General features: G+C 70.9%; 17 protein-coding genes. 12 read left to right on the top strand and 5 right to left on the bottom strand.

Annotated features, from left to right (window positions below):
- Positions 1–100: 100 nt before the first annotated feature.
- The gene (locus tag SH922_RS03995) at positions 101–1,024 is read right to left on the bottom strand and encodes a sirohydrochlorin chelatase (RefSeq protein ID WP_393054723.1); all 924 of its coding nucleotides are present in this window, start codon (positions 1,022–1,024) and stop codon (positions 101–103) included.
- Between the two features lie 80 nt (positions 1,025–1,104).
- On the bottom strand, positions 1,105–2,166 hold the full coding sequence (locus tag SH922_RS03990) for an N-acetylglucosamine kinase (RefSeq protein ID WP_393054721.1): 1,062 nt from the start codon (positions 2,164–2,166) through the stop codon (positions 1,105–1,107).
- A 157-nt stretch (positions 2,167–2,323) separates the two neighbouring features.
- Here SH922_RS03990 and SH922_RS03985 point away from each other — a divergent pair, with 157 nt between their 5' ends.
- The gene (locus SH922_RS03985) at positions 2,324–3,001 is read left to right on the top strand and encodes a uracil-DNA glycosylase (RefSeq protein ID WP_393054719.1); all 678 of its coding nucleotides are present in this window, start codon (positions 2,324–2,326) and stop codon (positions 2,999–3,001) included.
- Positions 3,002–3,085: 84 nt separating this feature from the next.
- Here SH922_RS03985 and SH922_RS03980 read toward each other — a convergent pair whose 3' ends face one another.
- The 3 genes from SH922_RS03980 to SH922_RS03970 form a co-directional block, all read right to left on the bottom strand.
- On the bottom strand, positions 3,086–4,174 hold the full coding sequence (locus tag SH922_RS03980) for a WD40/YVTN/BNR-like repeat-containing protein (RefSeq protein WP_393054717.1): 1,089 nt from the start codon (positions 4,172–4,174) through the stop codon (positions 3,086–3,088).
- Positions 4,175–4,335: 161 nt separating this feature from the next.
- Entirely contained in the window at positions 4,336–4,851 is a 516-nt protein-coding gene (locus tag SH922_RS03975) for a GNAT family N-acetyltransferase (protein ID WP_393054715.1), read from the bottom strand.
- A gap of 46 nt (positions 4,852–4,897) precedes the next feature.
- Positions 4,898–5,956, bottom strand: a complete 1,059-nt coding sequence (locus SH922_RS03970) for a LacI family DNA-binding transcriptional regulator (protein ID WP_393054713.1) — start codon at positions 5,954–5,956, stop codon at positions 4,898–4,900.
- A 214-nt stretch (positions 5,957–6,170) separates the two neighbouring features.
- Here SH922_RS03970 and SH922_RS03965 point away from each other — a divergent pair, with 214 nt between their 5' ends.
- The 11 genes from SH922_RS03965 (at position 6,171) to SH922_RS03915 (ending at position 21,241) form a co-directional block, all read left to right on the top strand.
- Positions 6,171–7,421, top strand: coding sequence for an extracellular solute-binding protein (locus SH922_RS03965; RefSeq protein ID WP_393063458.1), 1,251 nt, complete (start codon positions 6,171–6,173; stop codon positions 7,419–7,421).
- Between the two features lie 2 nt (positions 7,422–7,423).
- Positions 7,424–8,353 carry a carbohydrate ABC transporter permease gene (locus tag SH922_RS03960; RefSeq protein ID WP_393054711.1) on the top strand — a complete coding sequence of 310 codons (930 nt, stop codon included), beginning with the start codon at positions 7,424–7,426 and terminating at the stop codon, positions 8,351–8,353.
- 4 nt (positions 8,354–8,357) lie between these two features.
- Positions 8,358–9,251: a carbohydrate ABC transporter permease gene (locus tag SH922_RS03955; protein ID WP_393054709.1), complete on the top strand. Its 894-nt coding sequence runs from the start codon at positions 8,358–8,360 to the stop codon at positions 9,249–9,251.
- Between the two features lie 51 nt (positions 9,252–9,302).
- Entirely contained in the window at positions 9,303–11,717 is a 2,415-nt protein-coding gene (locus tag SH922_RS03950) for a glycoside hydrolase family 3 N-terminal domain-containing protein (RefSeq protein ID WP_393054708.1), read from the top strand.
- Positions 11,718–11,887: 170 nt separating this feature from the next.
- Positions 11,888–12,985: an endo-1,4-beta-xylanase gene (locus tag SH922_RS03945; protein WP_393054706.1), complete on the top strand. Its 1,098-nt coding sequence runs from the start codon at positions 11,888–11,890 to the stop codon at positions 12,983–12,985.
- Between the two features lie 37 nt (positions 12,986–13,022).
- Positions 13,023–14,291: a glucarate dehydratase family protein gene (locus SH922_RS03940; RefSeq protein ID WP_393054704.1), complete on the top strand. Its 1,269-nt coding sequence runs from the start codon at positions 13,023–13,025 to the stop codon at positions 14,289–14,291.
- A gap of 75 nt (positions 14,292–14,366) precedes the next feature.
- The gene (locus SH922_RS03935) at positions 14,367–15,899 is read left to right on the top strand and encodes a sodium:solute symporter family protein (RefSeq protein WP_393054703.1); all 1,533 of its coding nucleotides are present in this window, start codon (positions 14,367–14,369) and stop codon (positions 15,897–15,899) included.
- A gap of 83 nt (positions 15,900–15,982) precedes the next feature.
- The gene (locus SH922_RS03930) at positions 15,983–19,165 is read left to right on the top strand and encodes a glycosyl hydrolase 115 family protein (protein WP_393054701.1); all 3,183 of its coding nucleotides are present in this window, start codon (positions 15,983–15,985) and stop codon (positions 19,163–19,165) included.
- A 69-nt stretch (positions 19,166–19,234) separates the two neighbouring features.
- Positions 19,235–19,630 carry a hypothetical protein gene (locus SH922_RS03925; RefSeq protein ID WP_393054700.1) on the top strand — a complete coding sequence of 132 codons (396 nt, stop codon included), beginning with the start codon at positions 19,235–19,237 and terminating at the stop codon, positions 19,628–19,630.
- A gap of 101 nt (positions 19,631–19,731) precedes the next feature.
- Positions 19,732–20,004, top strand: coding sequence for a DUF1876 domain-containing protein (locus tag SH922_RS03920; RefSeq protein WP_219572999.1), 273 nt, complete (start codon positions 19,732–19,734; stop codon positions 20,002–20,004).
- Positions 20,005–20,143: 139 nt separating this feature from the next.
- Complete coding sequence (locus SH922_RS03915; RefSeq protein WP_393054698.1) at positions 20,144–21,241, top strand: NADH:flavin oxidoreductase/NADH oxidase; 1,098 nt, start codon at positions 20,144–20,146, stop codon at positions 21,239–21,241.
- Positions 21,242–21,473: the final 232 nt, after the last annotated feature.

Raw genomic sequence — 21,473 nt, 5'->3', positions numbered from 1 at the left:
TGAACGGGCCCCGGGGCGTACGTGCGTCACGGGCAGAGCGGGGTGCGTCGGCCGCCCCGCTCCCGTGAAGGACGGCGTACCCCGCCTGGTACGGCACGGCTCAGTGGACCTGAGCCCCCTGAGCCACCTCCGGAGCGATGCCCAGCGTGGTCATGTACATCGACAGCACCAGCTTGCCGATCGCCGGGTACGCGCCGAGCGGCTCGGCGCTCGCGCAGCCGGCCTCCTTCACCGCGGCGTCCAGCAGGCCGTCGGCCACCTCGGGACCCACCAGGTAGGGCGCCACGGCCAGCTGCAGCGAGCCGGAGCCCCTCAGCTGCTCGGCGATCGAGGCGACAGAGCCCTCGACGTCGAGCGCGGCGGCCATCACGGGCACCGCGAGCCGCGCGGCCAGCAGCATGCCGGTGATCCCCGCAGCCTGCACGGCCTCCTCGCCGCCCACGGTGGCCAGCACGATGCCGTCGGCGGCCGTGGCCACGGTGAACAGCCTGGCGCGGTCCGCGCGCGCGAGACCGGCCTCGGAGAGGCGCACGTGCAGTGCCTCGGCGAGCAGCGGGTGCGGGCCGAGCACATCGGTCAGCTCGGCCGGAGCCTGGCTGTCCTCGATCGCGCGGCGTATCCGCTGCACCAGCGTGCTGTCGGGTCCCGCGAGCAGCGGCACCACGACTGCGGCCGGGCCCTCGGGCTCGGCGACCTCACGGCCGACGGCCTTGGCCTGCTCGAAGCGCGCGATGCGCTCGGCGGCGGCGTGGGCGAGAACGGAGGCAAGAGTGGGGTACTCGGCGTCGTCGCCGTCGAGGTAGCCGATCAGGGCGTTCAGACCGGGGAGCTCGGAGCGGGCGATGCTGATCACCTCTTCGGCCAGACTGCGGCTGGCCGAGGAGGGGGTACCGGGAACGGCGAGAACGAGCGCGGCGGCGCCCTCAGGTGCGACCACGGGCTCCGGGCGGCGGTGCCGTCCGGACTGGCGAGGTCGCGGCATTCGTACAGGCAGGCCGGAAGCGGGCCCAGTGGGGGTGCTCATGGCGCCGCATGCTACTGGTTTTGGGTACCCCGTTGCTCGGGGAGGGGCCGGTCGAGCGTTGTCTGTCCGCATTTATCCGATCAGTGGCTTACCGGTCGACTGCCCTGCTCTGTAGACCCCTGGGAGGTACCGGCTTCCTCCCCGGACATGGTGACCCGGAGCAGCGTGGGATGGAGGGGCAGTCGCAGACCCCCCGTGGCCAGCGCCTGCGCGATGCGCAGCGAACCGGTCAGCGGATCACCCGAACCGGGGACGGCCCGTGCGTGCGGCAGCTGCTGCGCCAGTTCCTCGCGCAGCGGTACGAGCAGCGGCTCTCCCATCCGGAACAGGCCACCCGTGAGTGCGACTTCGCACTCCTCGTCGTCCGCCCCGGCCTTCGGGCACACTGCGGCGGCCGCTGCGGCGATGTGCTCGGCGGCGTCGCGGAGGATTCCCTCGGCGACAGGATCGTGGGCCGCGCACGCGGACACCTCAGGAGCGAACGAGGCCAGGACCGCGGGCCGGTCGGTACGCGGATAGAGCCGGCCCGGCAGCTCCGGCGCCGGGCCGAACACCGCCTCCAGCCTGGCCAGCAGGGCCGGGGACCCGCCGCGCCGCCCGTCATGGGCGCGCATCGCCGCGTCGAGCCCGGCCCGCCCGATCCAGGCGCCGCCTCCGCTGTCGCCCAGCAGATGGCCCCAGCCGTCGGCCCTGCGCCAATGCGTGAGATCCGTGCCCAGCGCGATGAGACCGGTGCCGCCCGCCACGACCGCGCCGGGCCGCTGCCCGACCGCCCCGGCATACGCGGTCACCGCGTCGGCGGCGAGCGCCAGCCGCCGCAGCCCGAGCGTCTCCGCCAGGGCCCCGGGCAGTTCGGCGCGCAGTTGTTCGCCGAGCGTGGCCATGCCCGCTGCCCCGATCGCCGCGGCGGCGATCCGGTCACCGCCGCCGTGCGGGGCGAGCAGCTGCCGGACGGTGGGCAGCAGCTGAGCGAGGAGGTGGGCGGCGTCGATGCCCAAGGGGCCGGTCCGCACCGGTTCGGCGCACACCGACGTGCCCAGGGGGGCGTCCCCGCCCACGGTGCCCAGCGCCACCCTCAGCCCGGAACCGCCCGAGTCGACCCCGAGGACGTACTCCCCGGGCGCAGGCCGGTGTGACTCCATGGAGCGGCTCCCGTAAGCAGAGGAATGACGGCGGCAGCCTATCCCCAGGCGCCTCGCGAAGAGCCTGGGGTGTCGCGACGGGGGTGTCCGGCCTGCGTGTTCACCGGGCGCGGGGGAGTCGCAGGGCACCTGCCGTTACGCCGGTAGGGTGAGCCCTGTGACAGCGCGACCGTTGAACGAAGTTGTGGAGCCCGGCTGGGCTCAGGCGTTGGCCCCGGTGGCGGGACGCATTGCCGAGATGGGGGACTTCCTGCGTGCGGAGGTCGCGGCAGGCCGCACCTACCTGCCCTCGGGGGCGAACGTGCTGCGCGCGTTCCAGCAGCCCTTCGACGAGGTGCGCGTGCTGATCGTCGGTCAGGACCCCTACCCCACACCGGGGATGGCCATCGGGCTGAGCTTCGCGGTCGCACCCGAGATCCGTCGGCTTCCGGGCAGCCTGGAGAACATCTACCGGGAGCTGCACACGGACCTGGGACTGCCACGCCCGTCGAACGGCGACCTGACCCCGTGGACGCGGCAGGGCGTGCTGCTGCTGAACAGGGCGCTGACGACCGCACCCCGCAAGCCCGCCGCCCACCGGGGCAAGGGCTGGGAAGAGGTCACCGAGCAGGCCATCCGGGCGCTGGTCGCGCGGGGCACCCCGCTGGTGTCCATCCTGTGGGGCCGTGACGCACGGAATCTGCTGCCGTCGCTGGGGGACTACCCGGCGATCGAGTCCGCCCACCCGTCACCCATGTCGGCGGACCGCGGCTTCTTCGGGTCGCGCCCCTTCAGCAAGGCCAACGAGCTCCTGACCCGCCAGGGGGCGCAGCCGGTGGACTGGCGCCTGTCGTAGGGGCCCTCACCGCTCCGCCATGGGCCGGGCCTGTCCGCTCATCGCCGGAACAGTGCCCGGTTCACCATAGGCGCGCGCCTCCGGTCACCCGTCGACGACTGCCGCCCGGACACACAGGACGTCCGGCAGGTGTGAGGCGAGCTGCTGCCAGCTGTCCCCGTCGTCCGCGCTCGCGTACACCTCGCCGTTGCGGTTGCCGAAGTACACGCCGGCCGGATCGGCGTCGTCCGTACAGAGTGCGTCGCGCAGCACCGTGCCGTAATGCGCGCCGTCGGGCAGGCCCGACGACAGGGGTTCCCAGCTGTCGCCCGCGTCGGTGGTCCGGAAGACCCGGCAGCGGTGCTCGGCCGGCACCCGGTCGGCGTCGGCGTTGATCGGGAAGAGGTACGCCGTGTCCGCGCGGTGCGGGTGCGCCGCCACCGCGAAGCCGAAGTCGGAGGGCAGGCCGGTGCCGATGTCCGTCCAGTGGTCCCCGGCGTCGTCGCTGCGGAACACACCCCAGTGGTTCTGGAGATAGAGCCGGTCGGGATCGACGGCGTCCCGGCTGACCTTGTGGACGCACTGACCGAACTCCGGGTCCGGATCGGGCAGGAAGACCGCCGACACCCCCCTGTTGGCCGGGACCCAGCTCTCGCCGCCGTCCGCCGTCCTGAACACCCCTGCGGTGGAGACGGCGACCGTGACCGACTGCGGGTCCCGCTCGTCCGTCAGCACCGTGTGCAGCCCCTCGCCGCCTCCGCCCGGCACCCACTTCGAACGCGTCGGATGCTCCCACAGCGGGCGCACCAGCTCGAACGACTCGCCCCTGTCCCGCGAACGGAACAGGGCGGCCGGCTCCGTGCCCGCGTACACGACGTCGGGCGCCTCGGGGCCCGCCGGGTGCAGCTGCCAGACCCGCTCCAGGGACGTCCCGGTGAACTCCGGGAACTTCACAGCCGGTTGCTTCGGCTCCACCCAGCTCGCACCCAGATCGTCGGAGTGGAAGACGGAGGGCCCCCAGTGTGCGCTGTCGCCGCCGACCAGCAGCCGGGGGACGTCCCCGCGCTTGTCGATGCCGATCGAGTAGATCGCCTGCGCATTGAAGTGCGGACCGTCGAACTTCCATTCCGCGCCGCGCCTGCGGCCGATGAAGAGCCCCTTGCGGGTGCCGACGGTGAGCAGAACATCGGTCATGACCGAACCTCCCGAAACGCCGTTGTGCCGGATACGGGCCAGTCTGCACCCGGCCACTGACAGCGGCGCGCAGGACAGCTCCGGACACTGCCGCTTCCGTGGTGGGCGGCGGCGCGTGCGCCCGGGAGGCACTGGCGCGGGGCCCCGGCGTCCAGGTCCGCTCAGGCCGCCTTCGGGCGGGTCAGGAGGCGGGTGGTGCTCCCGTCGTCCTCGGTGATGTCACGGACGTGACGGAAGCCGATCCGGCTCAGCAGGGCGAGCGACGCCTCATTGGCGGCGTCCACGGTCGCGTGCACCTCGGCCAGGCCCAGGGTGCCGAAGCCATGGGCGACCAACGTCTCGGCGATCTCGGTGCCCAGCCCCTGCCCCCACGCCGCCGGTGCAACGGCGTAGATGATCTCGTGGCCGTCCACGCCGGGAGTGGGGGACGGTTTGATCTCCGCGTGTCCGACCACACGTCCGCCGTGCCGCACCAGCCACACGCCGAACAGGTCGTGCGCGTACACCTTCGTGAAGAGCCGCCCGAACAGCGCCCGGTCCTCGGCCTCCGTGGCCGGGCCCTCGCCCATCCAGCGCGCCACCCGGGCGTCCTGGAAGAGCGCCACGAACTCCTCCTCGTCGTCGGGTGTGTACGGCTCCAGCAGCAACCGCTGCGTGCGCAGGACAGGAGTGTTCATGCCGGGCGACGGTACGCACGCCCGTCCGCCGTCGCAACGGGAATGTTCAGCGGCCGGGTGCGGCCGTGCTGCTGCGCACCACCAGGCTGGTGGCCAGGTCGACCCGGGTGGTCGCGGGCTGCCGGCCCCGGCCGAGGTCGAGGACCAGCCGGGCCGCGGTCTCGGCCATCTCTATGAGCGGCTGGCGCACCGTGGTCAGCGGCGGCCCGATCCACCGGGTCAGCGGCAGGTCGTCGAAGCCGACCACGCTGAGGTCCTCGGGGATGCGCAGTCCCAGTTCGCGCGCGGCCTCGTACACGCCGAGCGCCTGCAGGTCGTTCCCGGCGAAGATGGCGGTCGGCCGGTCGGCCATGCGCAGCAGCTCCATGCCCGTGGCGTAGCCCGCCTCGTGCTGGAACTCGCCCTCGCGGACCAGGTCGGGGTCGATGGGCAGACCCGCGGTTTCCAGGGCGGCGCGGTAGCCGTCCACCCGGGCGCGGCTGCACATCATGCGCGAGGGTCCGCTGATGACCCCGATCCTGCGGTGCCCGAGCCCCGTGAGGTGACGGGTGGCCGCGAGCCCGCCCTGCCAGTTCGTCGTCCCGACGGAGGGGACGTCGTCGCCGGGATCGCCCGCCGGGTCGACCACCGCGTACGGGATGCTGCGGCTGGTCAGCTGGGCGCGCTGGGCAGCGGTGAGGTCCGACAGGACCAGGATCACCCCGACCGGCCTGCGGGCCAGTACGCCGTCCACCCAGGTCTGCCCGGGAGTGAGGCGGCCCGCGCTCTCCGAGAGCACCAGGCTCAGCCCTTCCTCGCGCGCGACGTTCTCCACGCCGCGCACGACCTCCATCGCCCACGCGCTGTCCAGCTCGTGGAAGACCAGATCGATCAGCTGCGACTGGGTCGTGGAGCCGCGTCTGCGGCGGTAGCCGTGCACCAGCAGCAGCTCCTCCACCTTGGTGCGCGTGCCGGGGGCGACGTCGGCCCGCCCGTTCAGCACTTTCGAAACTGTCGGAGCCGAGACTCCGGCCGCTCGGGCGATTTCCGCCAGGGTGGCGGTGCCGTCCGACGGCTCGCCGGCAGGCGCATTCTCCTGATGTGACTGGACGTTTGCGGGGCTCATACAGGGAATCGTAACTGCCCGGTGCCGGGAGGGAGGAGCGGACCCCTGAGGAATATTCCCCGCACCGGACCCCTTGACTGGTCCGAAACACGACCGTACGGTTCCGGCAACATTCGCAAGCAACGCCGAAACATTCGACAGAGGTGCGGTCATGGGGTCGGGAACTTTCACTCAGAGTACGCGTGCGGCGAGATGGACCGCCGCCGGTGCGGCCATGGTCATGGCCGGCGTGCTGGCGGGCTGCGGATCGGGCGGCGACAGCGGCGGTGCCGGCGGCGGCACCCTCACCGCGTACGTCTACGGTGACGACGCCGTCAAGGTCCAGCAGGCTGCGGTCGAGGAGTTCAACAAGACCTCGAAGGTCAAGGTCAAGTTGATCCCGGTGCCGGGCACCGAGTACGTCAACAAGCTCCGCAGCGCCATGGGCTCGCCCAGCGCCCCCGACATCTTCTACAACTGGGGCGGCGGCTCCATCAAGCCGTACCTCGAGGCGGGACAGCTGGTCGACCTGACCTCGACCGTCAAGAACGACGCCACCCTCAAGGACGGCTTCCTCCCGTCCATCATCGAGGCGGGAAGCCTCGACGGAAAGATCTACGGGGTGCCGATGCGCGGCATGCAGCCCGTGATGCTCTTCTACAACAAGAAGCTCTTCGCCGAGAACAAGCTGGAGGCCCCCAAGACCTGGGAGGACCTGCAGCAGGCCATCACCACGTTCAAGGCCAAGGGCATCACCCCCTTCGCGCTCGGCGGTCAGGAGAAGTGGCCCGAGCTGATGTGGATGGAGTACCTGCTCGACCGGATCGGCGGCCCCGAGGTCTTCAGGAAGATCCAGAACGGGGACTCCTCCGCGTGGGGCGACCCCGCGGTCCTCAAGTCCGCCCAGACCGTCAAGGAACTGGTCGACGGGGGAGCCTTCGGCAAGAACTTCAACTCCGTCGACTACGGCAGCGGCGCCGCCCCCACCCTGCTCAGCAAGGGCAAGGCGGCCATGCACCTGATGGGCTCGTGGGAGTACTCGACCCAGCTCGGCAAGGCACCGGAGTTCGCCAAGAAGGACCTCGGCTGGGCCAACTTCCCGACCGTGGCCGGCGGCGTCGGAGACCCGGCGGACGTGGTGGGCAACCCCACCAACTACTGGTCGATCAACTCCCGGACCAAGCACAAGGACGAGGCCATAGCCTTCCTGAAGGCCATGGCCTCCAAGTCCTACGCCCAGGCCCTGGTCGACAACGGTGACGTACCGACCACGTCCAACGCCGCCTCCATGCTGAGCGGATCCCCCAACCCGAAGTACGCGACCGACCAGTACAACATGGTCCAGAAGGCCCCGAGCTTCACGCTCTCGTGGGACCAGGCACTGGAGTCCCAGTACGCCACTCCGCTGCTCACCGAGATCAGCAAGCTGTTCGCCGGCAAGTCCACGCCCGAGCAGTTCGTCGCCGCGATGAAGGCCGTCAAGTAACAATGTCCCACGTCTCTTCGTACAAAAAGGTGCGTGGAGGAAGGAAGGCGGCCGCCGGTAACGTCGGCCGCCCCTCGGTCGCCTGGGCGCTGCCCGGCATCCTCTTCTTCGCCCTCTTCGCGATCGTCCCGCTGGCGATCGCCGTCTATCTCTCCTTCTGCCACTGGGACGGGCTGAACTCCCCGACACCCATCGGCATGGACAACTGGACCCGGCTGTTCAAGGACCCGGAGTTCCGTCAGGCGGCCTGGCTGAGCCTGCTGCTCACCTCGATCAGCTGGGCGTTCCAGACCCCGGTGGCCCTGCTGCTCGGCGTCTGGGCGGCGGGCAAGCAGCGCAGCAGGGCCGTGCTCTCCGCGGTCTTCTTCATTCCGCTGCTGCTCTCCACCACGGCCATCGCGATGCTCTTCCATGCACTGCTCGACCCCAACTTCGGCGTGATCAAGAAGATCGGGCCCTGGGTCGGCATCGACCCGAACGTCATGGGCTCGTCCACCGGGGCGCTGCTCACCGTGGCGTTCGTGGGCGGCTGGCAGTTCATGCCCTTCCACACCCTGATCTACCAGGGCGGCACCCGGCAGATCCCGCAGGTCCTGTACCAGGCGGCGGAGATCGACGGAGCCGGCATGCTCCGGCAGTTCTTCCACATCACCCTGCCGCAGCTGCGCCACACCATCACGACCTCCTCGGTCCTGATGATCGTCGGCTCGCTGACCTACTTCGACACCGTACTGATCATGACCAGGGGCGGCCCGGGCACGGACACCACCGTGCTGCCGTACCTGATGTACCGGACCGGTTTCCAGACCTACGACCTCGGCTATGCCGCGGCGATCGCAACGGCCCTGGTCGTGGTGGCCACCGCCCTGTCGCTGATCCTCGTGCGCTTCAGCGGTTTCGGGAACATGCGGTCCACCCGGGAAGGTATGTGACGAGATGTCGATCGACACCCGCCCCATGGCGCGCCCCACGTCGCCCGTGACCCGAAGCCGGCTGGCCGCCGCCCGCCGCCGCAGGAAGTGGGGCAACCCACTGGCCGGTCTGGGCTCGATGGTCTGGCTCGTGCTCGTGCTCGTCCCGCTCTACACGCTGATCTCCTCGTCGCTCATGCGCCAGGACGAGGCGCTCAACGGCGATCCGCTGGCCGTCCCGACCAGCCCCACGCTCGACAACTACCGCACCGTGCTGGACAGCGGCTTCTCCACGATGCTCACCAACACCGCGATCGTCGCGGTGTCCACCGTGGCCATCGTGCTCGTGCTCGCGGTGCCCGTCGCCTACGTCGCGGTACGGACCCGGAGCAGGCTCTCCTCGCTCGCCTTCCGGACCTTCCTGCTCGGCGTCGCGATCCCCGCACAGGCGGTGATCGTGCCGCTCTACCTGCTGATCAGCAAGATGGGCCTGTACGACAGCCTGCCGGCGATCATCCTGCCGACCGCGGCGTTCGCGATGCCGGTCGCCGTGCTGATCCTCAGCGGCACCATGCGCGACGTCTCCGAGGAGATGTACGAGGCGATGGCGCTCGACGGCGCCACGCCGCTGCGGATGCTGTGGCAGCTGGCCATCCCGATGTCCAAGGGGGGCATCAGCACGGTGGCCATCTACACGGCCCTCCAGGCGTGGAACGGCTTCCTGTTCCCGCTGATCCTGACCCAGTCGGAGGAGAACCGCGTGCTGACGCTGGGTCTCTTCAACTTCATGTCCCAGTTCGGGATGAACATTCCTGCCGTGCTGGCCGCGATCGTGCTCTCCGTCGTGCCCATCTTCGCTGTGTACCTCGTGGCACGGAAGGCACTGGTCAACGGACTGATGGGGGTGGGCGGCAAGTAGCGCCTCCATGCCGCCCGTACCACCGCACTCTTGAGAGGAATCCCTGCCGCCATGGCAATCCCCCCTGTCCCGCAAGCCCGCAGGACCGAAGCGGCCCCGGCCGTCGACGGCCCCTGGCGCGATCCCTCCCTCACCCCGGAGGAGCGGGTGGCCGACCTGGTCCCCCGGATGACCCTGGAGGAGAAGGCCGCCCAGCTGTACGGAATCTGGGTGGGTGCCGACGCCGACGGCGACGGGGTCGCCCCGCACCAGAACGACATGGTCGACCCGGTGGACTGGGACGACCTGACGACCCGTGGTCTCGGCCAGCTCACCCGGCCGTTCGGCACCGCCCCCGTCGACCCCGGCGTCGGCGCCCTCGCCCTGGCCCGCGCCCAGGGCCGGATCGCCGAGGCCGGCCGCTTCGGCATCCCGGCCCTCGCCCACGAGGAGTGCCTGGCCGGCTTCACCGCCTGGGGCGCCACCGCCTACCCCGTCCCCCTGTCGTGGGGCGCGGCCTGGAATCCGGAGCTGGTCGCCGAGATGGCCCACCGGATCGGCGCCGACATGCGCGCCGTCGGCGTCCACCAGGGGCTGGCGCCCGTCCTGGACGTGGTGCGCGATCTGCGCTGGGGCCGGGTGGAGGAGACCATCGGCGAGGACCCCTATCTGGTGGCCACCATCGGCACCGCGTACGTCCGTGGACTGGAGTCCGCCGGGATCATCTCCACGCTCAAGCACTTCGCCGGATACGCGGCCTCGGCCGGCGCCCGTAACCTCTCGCCGGTGCGGGCCGGCGCCCGTGAGATGGCGGACGTGATCCTGCCGCCCTTCGAGATGGCCCTGCTGGAGGGCGGGGCGCGTTCGGTGATGCACTCGTACGCGGAGATCGACGGTGTGCCCGCGGCCGCCGACCCGGCCCTGCTCACCGGACTCCTCAGGGACACCTGGGGATTCACCGGGACCGTCGTCGCCGACTACTTCGGCATCGGCTTCCTGGAGACCCTGCACAAGGTCGCCGCCGACCGCGCGGACGCCGCCCGGCTCGCCCTGGGAGCCGGCGTCGACGTGGAGCTGCCCACCGTCCGCAGTTACGGTGACGTCCTCGTCGCCGCCGTACGGGACGGGGCGGTGGACGAGGCGCTCGTCGACCGCGCACTGCACCGGGTCCTGCTCCAGAAGTGCGAACTCGGACTGCTCGACCCGGACTGGTCGCCGCTGCCCGCAGCACTGAAGGGCGCCGACCCCGAGGATGCCCGCGACACCGTCGACCTCGACCCCCCGGAGAACCGGGCCCTGGCCCGGGAGCTCGCCGAGCAGGCCTGTGTGCTGCTCGCCAACCCCGGCGGCACTCTGCCGCTGAGGGACGCCGGGCGGATCGCCGTGGTCGGGCCCCGTGCGGACGACGCCCTGGCCATGCTCGGCTGCTACTCCTTCCCCAGCCACGTCGGCGTCTCGCACCCCGAGTTCGAGATGGGGATCGACGTGCCGACAGTGCTGGAGTCGCTGCGCGGGGAGTTCCCCGGCTCCGGCGTCGACTTCGCCGCCGGCTGCGAGGTGGACGGCACGGACACCTCCGGGATCGCGGATGCTGTCCGGTTGGCCCAGGACGCCGATGTCTGCGTCGCCGTGCTCGGTGACCGGGCCGGCCTCTTCGGCCGCGGCACGTCCGGTGAGGGCTGCGACGCGGCCGATCTGTCGCTGCCCGGTGTGCAGGGCGAGCTCCTCGACGCCCTGCTGGCCACCGGAACCCCGGTGGTCCTGGTGCTGCTGACGGGCCGCCCGTACGGGCTGGGACGCTGGGCGGACCGGACGGCAGCCGTCGTGCAGGCCTTCTTCCCGGGTGAGGAGGGCGGTCCGGCGCTGGCCGGGGTGCTCTCCGGACGGGTCAACCCCTCCGGCCGGCTGCCGGTGAGCGTGCCGCAGGGTCCGGGTGGTCAGCCGTGGACGTATCTGCAGCCGCCGCTGGGACTGGCGAGCGGGGTCAGCAACCTGGACCCGACACCGCTCTACGCCTTCGGGCACGGCCTGTCGTACACGACCTTCGACTGGGAGCAGGGCGATCCCGCCCCGGCCGAGATCCCCACCGACGGCTCCACCGACATCGAGCTCACGGTCCGCAACACCGGGGAGCGCGAGGGCGCCGAAGTGGTGCAGCTCTACCTCCACGACCCGGTTGCCCAGACCACCCGGCCGCAGGCACGGCTGATCGGCTACGCCAGGGTCCCGCTCGCCGCCGGCGAGGCCGCCCGGGTCCGGTTCCGATTCCATGCGGATCTGGCGTCCTTCACCGGCATCGGCGGCCGTCGCGTCGTCGAGCCCGGCGAGCTCGAACTGCGGCTCGCCGCCTCCAGCGACGCAGCCGACGTCCGCCGGACCCTACGGCTCCGGCTCACCGGACCCGAGCGCATCGTCGACCACAGGCGACAGCTCGTCTGCGGCACCTCGGTCGAGCCCGCCCCCGTAGCGGAGCCGGCAGCGCTCTGACCGGCACCGCCCGCACAGCCGCACCATCCCTCTCGTGAACCTCCCCGCCGCCACCGCGGCTCCCCGCCGGATGCGGGGAGGTTCGCGAAACTTTCGAACCATCTTCATCGAACGCACGTCGATCCCGCCTCAACTTTCGGGGGAGACGTGCCCACAACAAGGGATATGTCATGCGCAAGACAACTCAGGCCGCCATGGTCGGCGCCGCCGCCGCGGCCCTGCTCGTCTCCTCCTTCACCCTCAGCGCCTCGGCCGCGCCGGAACACTCCGGATCCCACGGGAAGCCCAGGCCCCCCGTCGCCGACACCCTGGGCAGCCTCGGTATGCGGGCCGGCGTGCGCATCGGAACGGCGGTCGACATGGCGGCCCTGGCCGCCGACGCGCCCTACCGGGCCAAGGCGGCGGACGAGTTCACCTCCGTCACCCCCGAGAACGTCATGAAGTGGGAGGTCGTCGAGAAGGAGCGGGGCACCTACGACTGGGCCGCAGCGGACGAACTGGTCGACTTCGCCAGGGCCAATGGACAGCTGGTGCGCGGCCACACCCTGCTCTGGCACAACCAGCTGCCTGCCTGGCTCACCGAGGGTGACTTCAGCGCCGACGAGCTGCGCGCCATCCTGCGCAAGCACATCACCGACGAGGCCGGCCACTTCAAGGGCCGGATCTGGCAGTGGGACGTCGTCAACGAGGTCTTCAACGACGACGGCACCCTGCGCGACAGCATCTGGCTGCGGAAGCTCGGCCCCGGCTACATCGCGGACGCCTTCCGCTGGGCCCACCAGGCCGACCCCAAGGCCAAGCTCTTCATCAACGACTACAACATCGAAGGCGTCAACGCGAAGAGCACCGCGCTCTACAACCTGGTCGTGGAGCTGCGCAAGCAGCACGTACCGATCGACGGCGTCGGCATCCAGGGACACCTCTCCGTCCAGTACAACGCCCCGCACGACATCGCCGACAACATGAAGCGGTTCGACGACCTCGGCCTGGAGACCGCGATCACCGAGGCCGACGTCCGCATCCCGATGCCCTCCGACAGCACCAAGCAGGAGGCCCAGGCCGAGGGGTACGACGTCCTGCTGCGCGGCTGCCTGCTCACCCGCCACTGCACCGACTTCACCGTGTGGGGCTTCACCGACAAGTACTCCTGGGTGCCCGACACCTTCGAGGGCGAGGGCGCGGCCAACCTCTTCGACGAGAACTACACGGCCAAGCCCGCCTACAGCGCCCTGCGCGACGACCTGAAGCTCGCCGCAGGCCGGGACTGACGAACTGCGATGACAACTGGCACGGAAGAGGGCCGGAATGACTGACAGCCTCCGGATCACCGGAGTGACCATCACCCCGGTGGCCTTCCGGGACCCGGCGCTGCTGAACGCCGTAGGGGTGCACGAACCGTACGCCCTGCGCGCGATCGTCGAGGTCGACACCGGCGAAGGACTCGTCGGCCTCGGCGAGACCTATGCGGACGAGGGCCATCTGCGCCGCCTGAGGGCGGCCGCGGACGCCCTCACCGGGATGGATGTGTACGCCCTCGGCGCCATGCACCGCAAGGTGGCCGAGGCCCTCGCCGGGGACGACGGCACCGGCGGCTCGGGGCTGACCGGGATGATCACCACCAGCAGCGCCGTCGACCGGGTCTTCTCCCCGTTCGAGGTCGCCTGTCTGGACCTCCAGGGGAAGGCCGCCGGCCGCCCGGTCAGCGATCTGCTGGGCGGTGCGGTGCGGGATTCCGTCCCGTTCAGTGCCTACCTCTTCTACAAATGGGCCGGGCACCCCGGCGCCGAACCCGACGACTGGGGGGCGGCGCTGGATCCGGACGCAGTGGTTGCCCAGGCCCGGCGCATGATCACCGACTACGGTTTCACGGCGATCAAGCTCAAGGGCGGCGTCCGGCCGCCCGAGGAGGAGATCGAGGCGGTCCTCGCCCTGCGCGAGGCCTTCCCCGGGGTGCCGCTCCGGCTCGACCCCAACGCGGCCTGGAGCGTGCCGACTTCGGTTGCGGTGGCCCGCCGGCTCGAGGGGGTCCTCGAATACCTGGAGGACCCCACCCCCGGACTCGCGGGGATGGCGGAGGTGTCGCGGCAGACCCCGATCCCGCTCGCCACCAACATGTGCGTCGTCGCCTTCGAGCATCTGACGCCCGCCGTCGAGCAGCGCGCCGTGCAGGTGGTGCTCTCCGACCACCACTACTGGGGCGGTCTGCACCGCTCGAAACTGCTCTCCGGAATCTGCGACACCTTCGGCATGGGGCTGTCCATGCACTCCAACTCCCATCTCGGCGTCAGCCTGGCCGCGATGACCCACCTGGCAGCCGCCACACCCCATCTCACCTACGCCTGTGACACCCACTGGCCGTGGAAGACGGAGGAGGTCGTCGAGCCCGGCGTGCTCGAGTTCGCCGACGGGTCGGTCCGGGTCCCCCAGGGGCCGGGGCTGGGTGTGGAGCTCGACCGGGACGCACTGGCCCGGCTGCACGAGCAGTACCTCGGCTGCGGTCTGCGCAACCGGGACGACACCGGCTACATGCGGCGGATCGACCCGGCCTACGAGAAGAAGTCACCGCGCTGGTGACCCCTGCCGCGGAACCCCGCCGTCGGCTCCGCGGCCCCTGCTCCGTACCCCTTCACAGGACATCGAGGATCTGTCATGGCCCCTCTCGACTGGGCCGCCCTGGGCGGCTACTTCCTGGTGATGCTGCTCATCGGTCTCTGGTCGCACAAGCGCGTCGGTGACGTCAGCGACTACTTCACCGGTGGCGGCCGGATGCCCTGGTGGCTGTCCGGCATCTCCCACCACATGTCCGGCTACAGCGCTGCCGTGTTCGTCGCCTACGCGGCCATCGCCTACAGCTACGGAATCACCGTCTACGTCTGGGCGTTCCTGCCGCTGGCCCTCGGCACCGGCGTCGGTGCCTGGCTGTTCGCCCCGCGCTGGAACCGGCTGCGACAGCGGTACGCCGTCGCCTCGCCGCTGGAGTACCTGGCCAAGCGGTACAACGTCCCCACCCAGCAGGCGCTCGCGTGGAGCGGCGCCCTGCTCAAGGTCTTCGACGTCGCCGCGAAATGGGCGTCGGTGGCGGTCCTGCTCAACGTGTTCACCGGTATGTCCATGACGGCCGGCATCCTGATCACCGGCGTGGTCACCCTGCTGTACTGCACCGTCGGTGGACTGTGGGCCGACGCGCTCACCGACTTCGGTCAGTTCATCATCCAGGGCTTCGCGGCCCTGGCCATGGTCTGGGTCGTGCTCGACCGTCTGGGCGACGGCATATCGGGCCTCGGCACCATCTGGCACCGGCTGCCGGAGGGGCACGGTCACCCGCTCGTCGGTCCGTACACCGCGACCTTCCTCGGCGCGTACGTCGTCGTGAAGCTCTTCGAGTACAACGGCGGCATGTGGAACCTGGCCCAGCGCTACATGGCCACGGACACCCCGAAGGCGGCCCGGCGTTCGGCCGGGCTCTCCGCTGTGCTGTACGTGGTGTGGCCGGCGGTCCTGCTGTTCCCGCCGGTTGCCGCCGCCGTACTGCTGCCGGACATCTCCGACCCGCAGAAGGTCTACGCGCTGATGGCCGAGTCGTATCTGCCGGCGGGGCTGGTGGGGCTGACGCTCGCCGGGATGTTCTCCCACACCATGGCCATGGCCTCGTCCGACGCCAACGCGGTCTCCGCCGTCGTCACCCGTGACATCATCCCGGCCGTCGTCCGCGGTGCCAGGAACCTGGCACCGGCGACCGGGCTGCTCATCGCCCGGGTGTGCACGGTCGTGTTCATCACCATCAGCATGGTCGTCGCCATCGAGGCCGACCACTTCGGCGGGGTGCTGGGCATCATCGTCGGCCTGGTCGCCGCCGTGATGGGGCCGATCTCCATTCCGATGCTGCTCGGTCTGCTGCCCCTGTTCCGACGGTGCGGTCCGCGGGCGGCACTGTCCTCCTGGGGGCTCGGACTGCTCGGCTACGTCCTGGTGAAGTTCGTCCTCGACAGCTCAGACCAGACCCTCGTCATCGTCACCCCGCTGGTGACCTCGCTGGTGGTGTACGTCGTCGTCGGGCTCATCGCCCCCGAACCCGACGAGACGGCCGACGCGATCACCGCGGCGGTCTCGGGCCCCGACGGCGACGACGAGCCGGCCGTGGCCGCGCAGCCGCAGCCCGTGGTGCCCGGCTCCGCCGGCTGACCCTGGCCGGGTCCCGTACCGGAGAACTCTTCGGGCAGCCATCCACCCAATTTGTCATGAGTATGAACAAATAGGAGAGCAGTATGGACGACAACGTCCCGCAGCACACCGGCCGCAGAGCGGTGCTGGGGCTCGGACTGGGCCTCACCGCACTCGCCGCGACACCCCTCGGCTCCCTCCTCGGCCTGTCCGCCGAGGCATCCGCGGCCGGGCACGGCCTTGCGCTGCGGCCGACGGATCCCGGCGCGTACATCTCGTTCACCTCCCGGCGCGGCAGCTTCGCCCTGGTCAGGAACGGGCGTGCGGCCCCGATCCTGGTCAGCGACCGCGACTGGGCCGGCGTCGTCCGCGTGGCGGGGGACCTGCAGAGCGACATCGAACGGGTCACCGGCGTCCGCCCCGCGCTCTCGCACGGCGCGGCGCCCAAGGGGCGCGAGATCACGATCATCGGCACCGTGGGCCGCAGCCCGCTGATCGACGGACTCATCGCCCGGGGCAAGCTCGACGTCTCCGCGATCCGGGGCAAGTGGGAGACCAGCCTCCAGACCGTCGTCGACAAGCCGCTGCCCGGCGTCGACCGGGCGTTCGTGATCGCGGGAAGCGACCAGCGCGGCACGATCTTCGGCACGTACGACGTCTCGCGCGGGATCGGTGTCTCGCCCTGGTACTGGTGGGACGACGTCGCCCCCGTGCGCCGCGACGAGATCCACGTGCTGCCCGGCCGGCACACCCAGGGCACCCCGGCGGTGAAGTACCGCGGCTTCTTCATCAACGACGAGAACCCGGCGCTCGGCACCTGGGCTCCCGCCTACTTCGGCCCCGGCAAGGCGCCCGGCTTCGAGGGCGGCTTCAACGCCGACTTCTACGCCAGGATCTTCGAGGTCATGCTCCGGCTCAAGGCCAACTACCTCTGGCCTGCTGTCTGGGGGCGCGCGTTCGCCGAGGACGACCCGCTCAACCACGCCACCGCCAAGGCGTACGGCGTCGTCATGGGCACCTCGCACGAAGCCCCCATGATGCGCGGCATCGAGGAGTGGAACCGCCACGCGGTCGCGGCGGTACGCGACAGCGCGGGCAACATCACCACCCCCGGCCACGACCCCTACGGCGGCACCGGAGAGTGGTCCTTCCGCCGCAACGCCGAGGCGATCAAGGCCTACTGGGCCGACGGCATCCGGCGGATGAAGGACGAGGACTTCGAGGGCGTCGTCACCCTCGGCATGCGCGGCAACGGCGACGTCAGTCTCCCCGACGGCGACGGCATCGAGCTGATGGGCGAGATCATCGCCACCCAGCGGCAGCTCCTGGCCGACGTCTCCGGCAAGGACGTCACCACCATTCCGCAGGTCTGGACGCTCTACAAGGAGGTCCAGCGCTACTGGGACCGCGGGCTCCGGGTCCCCGACGACGTCACGGTGGTGCTCACCGACGACAACTGGGCCAACATCCGCAAGCTGCCCGACCTCAGGAACGACGCCCGCGAGGGCGGATACGGCCTCTACTACCACTTCGACTACGTAGGGGTCGGCCGCAACTACAAGTGGGTGGACACCGCCTCCCTGCCCAACATGTGGGACCAGCTCCACCAGTCCGTCGCCTACGGGAACCACGGACTGTGGATCACCAACGTCGGCGACCTCAAGGGCAACGAACTGCCCACGCAGTTCTTCCTGGAGTACGCCTGGAACCCCGAGCGCTGGCCCCTGGACCGCCTGCCCGAGTGGGAGGAGCTGTACGCCCGGCAGAACTTCGGCGAGAAGCAGGCTGCCGACGTGGCCGCCGTGCTGCGCGCGTACGCCCGGCTCCAGTCGCGGCGCAAGCCCGAGCTCCTGAACCGGAAGATCACCGTCGACGCGGCGAAGGACCCGGCCACGGACAGCTCGGCGATCGTCTACGACGACCGGGCGACGCCGTTCAGCATCGTCGACTACCGCGAACTGGAGCGGGTCACCGAGGAATGGCGGGCGCTCGGAGCCCAGGCCGAACGGGTCGGGCGCAGCCTGCCGGCCTCCACCCAGGACGCCTGGTACGAACTCGTCGGGTACGAGGTGCAGGCCACCGCCAACCTGTACGCGCTGCGCGCGGCGGAGTTCACCAACCTGCACTACGCCGCCCAGGGCCGGGCCCTCACCAACGACCTCGCGGACGCCGCCGAGGCCCGGCTCGCCGACGACCTGGCCCTGGCCGACCGCTTCAACACACAGGTCGCTGGGGGCAAGTGGCAGGGCTTCCAGACCCAGCCGCACATCGACTACGGCGACGTGGACCGCTACGGCCCGAACGCCCCCTGGCAGCAGCCCGAGATCAACAACATCGCGCTCAAGGACGTGCTCTTCCCGGCGGTCAAGCGCATCGACCTGCCGGCAGGCGCCGAGATGGGCGTGGCCGTGGACGGCTCGGCCGCCTGGTGGCCGCACGAGCAGAGCCCGGCCGTGCTGCCGGTCTTCAGCCCGTACCAGAGCCAGCCCGCCCAGTACATCGAGGTGTTCAACCGGGGCCGCGCCCCGTTCGACTACCGCGTGCGCACCGGCGTCTCCTGGCTGACCGCCGACCGCGTCCGGGGACGGGTCGACCAGCAGGACCGGATCACCCTGCGCGTCGACTGGGCCAGGGCTCCGAAGGGGGTCACCGAGGTGCCGGTCACCGTCAGCGGTCCGGACGGGGCGGAGGTGGTCGTCAAGGCGGTCGTCGACCGTCCGGCGCTGTCCCGCTCACGCCTCGACGGTTTCGTCGAGGCCAACGGGTACGTCTCCGTCGAGGCCGACCACTACAGCCGCGCCGTCGACGGCGGCGGCATCAGCTGGCAGCGCATCCCGGACATCGGGCGGACCGGCGCCGGGATGGAACCCTTCCCGGTCACCGCCGCCCGGCAGACCCCCGGCGGCAACAGCCCGCGGCTGGAGTACCGGGTCAGCCTGTTCACGACCGGCCCGGTCACCGTCCACGCGTATCTGTCGCCCCGCAACAATCCGCTGCCGACCGACGGACTGACGTACGCGGTCTCCTTCGACGACGCCGCACCGCAGTCGGTGAACGTCACGAAGGTGACGGGGGCCGACGACGGCACCATGAACGCGCAGTGGGCCCGCAACACCTCCGACAACGTCAACGTCACCAGTACGGTGCACCACATCGGCGCCGCCGGTGTGCATGTGCTGAAATTCTGGATGGTCGACCCCACGGTGGTGCTGCAGAACCTGGTGGTCGACACCGGCGGCCTCAAGCCCAGCTACCTGGGCCCGCCGGAGAGCCTCCGGCTGCGCTGAGCCCGGGGGTCCGGTCCATGTCCTGTCCGGCCGTGAAGCGCCGGGCGGGACGCAGGGGAGAGCAGAGCGATGACGAGCGAGAACGACGACACCGGCGCACGTGCCGGGGACCTGGAGATCACCCCCGCCGGCGCGGGGGTCGGGATCAGGGTCACGACACCGTCGGGCGAGCTCTCGCTGATCTGCACCCCTGCCCGGGCCCGGGACCTGGCCACCGCTCTCGGCCTCGCGGCGGACGAGGCCGAGAGCGCGCGGTCGGTGGACCCGGTCACGGTCAGGGCTGACGAACTGCGCCGCGGGGACGTACGCGACGGCGACCGCGCCATGACGGTGGACGCCGTCCGGACCGACGGTGCCACCGCTCACATCACCTGGAAGTCGGGCGCCGGACGCAGCTGGAACCAGCTCTACGACGCCGACGCCCTCATCACGCTGCGCCGCCGCGGCCGACGGCCCGGGGCCTGAGCCCGCGGCGGCCGCGTAACCGTCCGCATCCCGCCCCGCCCCGTCGTGCGCCTCAGGGGCACGGGGCGCACCCTGGAGGGGAGGCTCCGGAGGTGAGCGCCATGACACAGACGGCTGTCGGATGGCACATCGAGCTCGAATTCGAGGAAGACACCCACCGCACCCGCGCGGCCGCTCTCGTGCGGCTCTCCGACGGGAGCGAGGTCCGCGCCCACGGCTATGCCAGCCGCCATCCCTCGGACTCCGAACAGCCCAGGGTGGGCGAGGAGATCGCGGGAGCCCGGGCACTCAACGAACTGGCGATGAAGCTGCTGACCAAGGCCCACGACGAGATCGACGAGGCGTCCGGCCGCACGTCGTACCCGCTGACCTGACGAGCGTGGCTCCGGGGCCCTCCGTTCCGCCCGACTCCGTTCCGCCTCTTGTACGAGAGGCATCGTAATTTGACGGACGTCGTAGTACGGGATGTATCGTACTAGCGATCCTTCCGTACCCGGCGAAACGGAGTCCGTCGTGAGTGCCCTTTTCGAGCCCTTCCCCCTGAGGTCGCTTGTCGTCCCCAACCGGGTATGGATGGCGCCCATGTGCCAGTACAGCGCCGAGGTGGAGGGGCCGGCCACGGGTGTGCCCACCGACTGGCACTTCGCGCATCTCGCCGCCCGCGCCACCGGCGGCACCGGTCTGATCCTCACCGAGGCGACGGCCGTCAGCCCCGAGGGGCGCATCAGCCCGGCCGACCTCGGCATCTGGAACGACACGCAGGTCGCGGCGTTCCGCCGGATCACGGACTTCGTCAAGGCGCAGGGCGCCGTCGTCGGAATCCAGCTGGCGCACGCCGGCCGCAAGGCGTCCACCGCGGCCCCCTGGACCGGCCGCGGACCCGTCGGCCCCGACGCGCACGGCTGGACGCCCGTCGCCCCCAGCCCGCTGCCCTTCGACACCGGATACCCGGTGCCGCACGAGCTGACCGCCGACGAGATCCAGGCGGTCGTCGCCGACTTCCGCGAGGCCGCGCGCCGTGCGCTCGAAGCGGGCTTCCAGGTCGCCGAGGTGCACGGAGCGCACGGCTATCTCGTCGGACAGTTCCTCTCGCCGCACAGCAACCACCGCACCGACGAGTACGGCGGCAGCTACGAGAACCGGGTCCGCTTCGCCCTTCAGGTCGTCGACGCCGTACGGGAGGTGTGGCCCGAGGACCTGCCCGTCTTCTTCCGCATCTCCGCCACGGACTGGCTCACCGAGAACGCCGAGGACGAGCGCGAGGGCTGGACCGCCGACGAGACCGTACGCCTGGCCGGGGACCTGAGGGCGCACGGAGTCGACCTGCTGGACGTCTCCACCGGCGGAAACGCGCCCCGCGCACGCATCGCGACCGGTCCCGGCTACCAGGTCCCCTTCGCCGAGCGCGTGAAGCGGGAGACCTCGCTTCCCGTCGCGGCCGTCGGCCTGATCACCGACCCGCAGCACGCCGACAAGATCCTTGCCGAGGGCAGCGCGGACGCCGTGCTCCTCGGGCGCGAACTGCTCCGCAACCCGTCATGGGCGCGGTATGCCGCCCGCGAGCTGAGCGGCACCGTGCACGCCCCCGAGCAGTACGGCTACGCGATCTGACCGAATGCCCGGAACGCTCTTCCGCCCTTCTCGCAGGTCCCGGCCGGCCGTCCCCCGACGGCGGGTCCGGGGCGCGCGGGGAGGGCGGTTGGGTGCGTGCCGTCCGGATCGCGGCATCCGTTCACCGTGCATTCACCCGGGATGGCGGCTGAGGCATTCCCTCCTGCGCCACGGGGATCTACGCTCGGCCGCGAATCGATCATCGTTGTCGTCGGCCGGGCCCCGGTCGTTG

The organism is Streptomyces sp. LN549 (assembly GCF_043203805.1).
Taxonomy (GTDB): domain Bacteria; phylum Actinomycetota; class Actinomycetes; order Streptomycetales; family Streptomycetaceae; genus Streptomyces.
The sequence above is the reverse complement of the archived record's forward strand: the minus strand, read 5'-3'. Positions and strand labels throughout refer to the sequence as shown.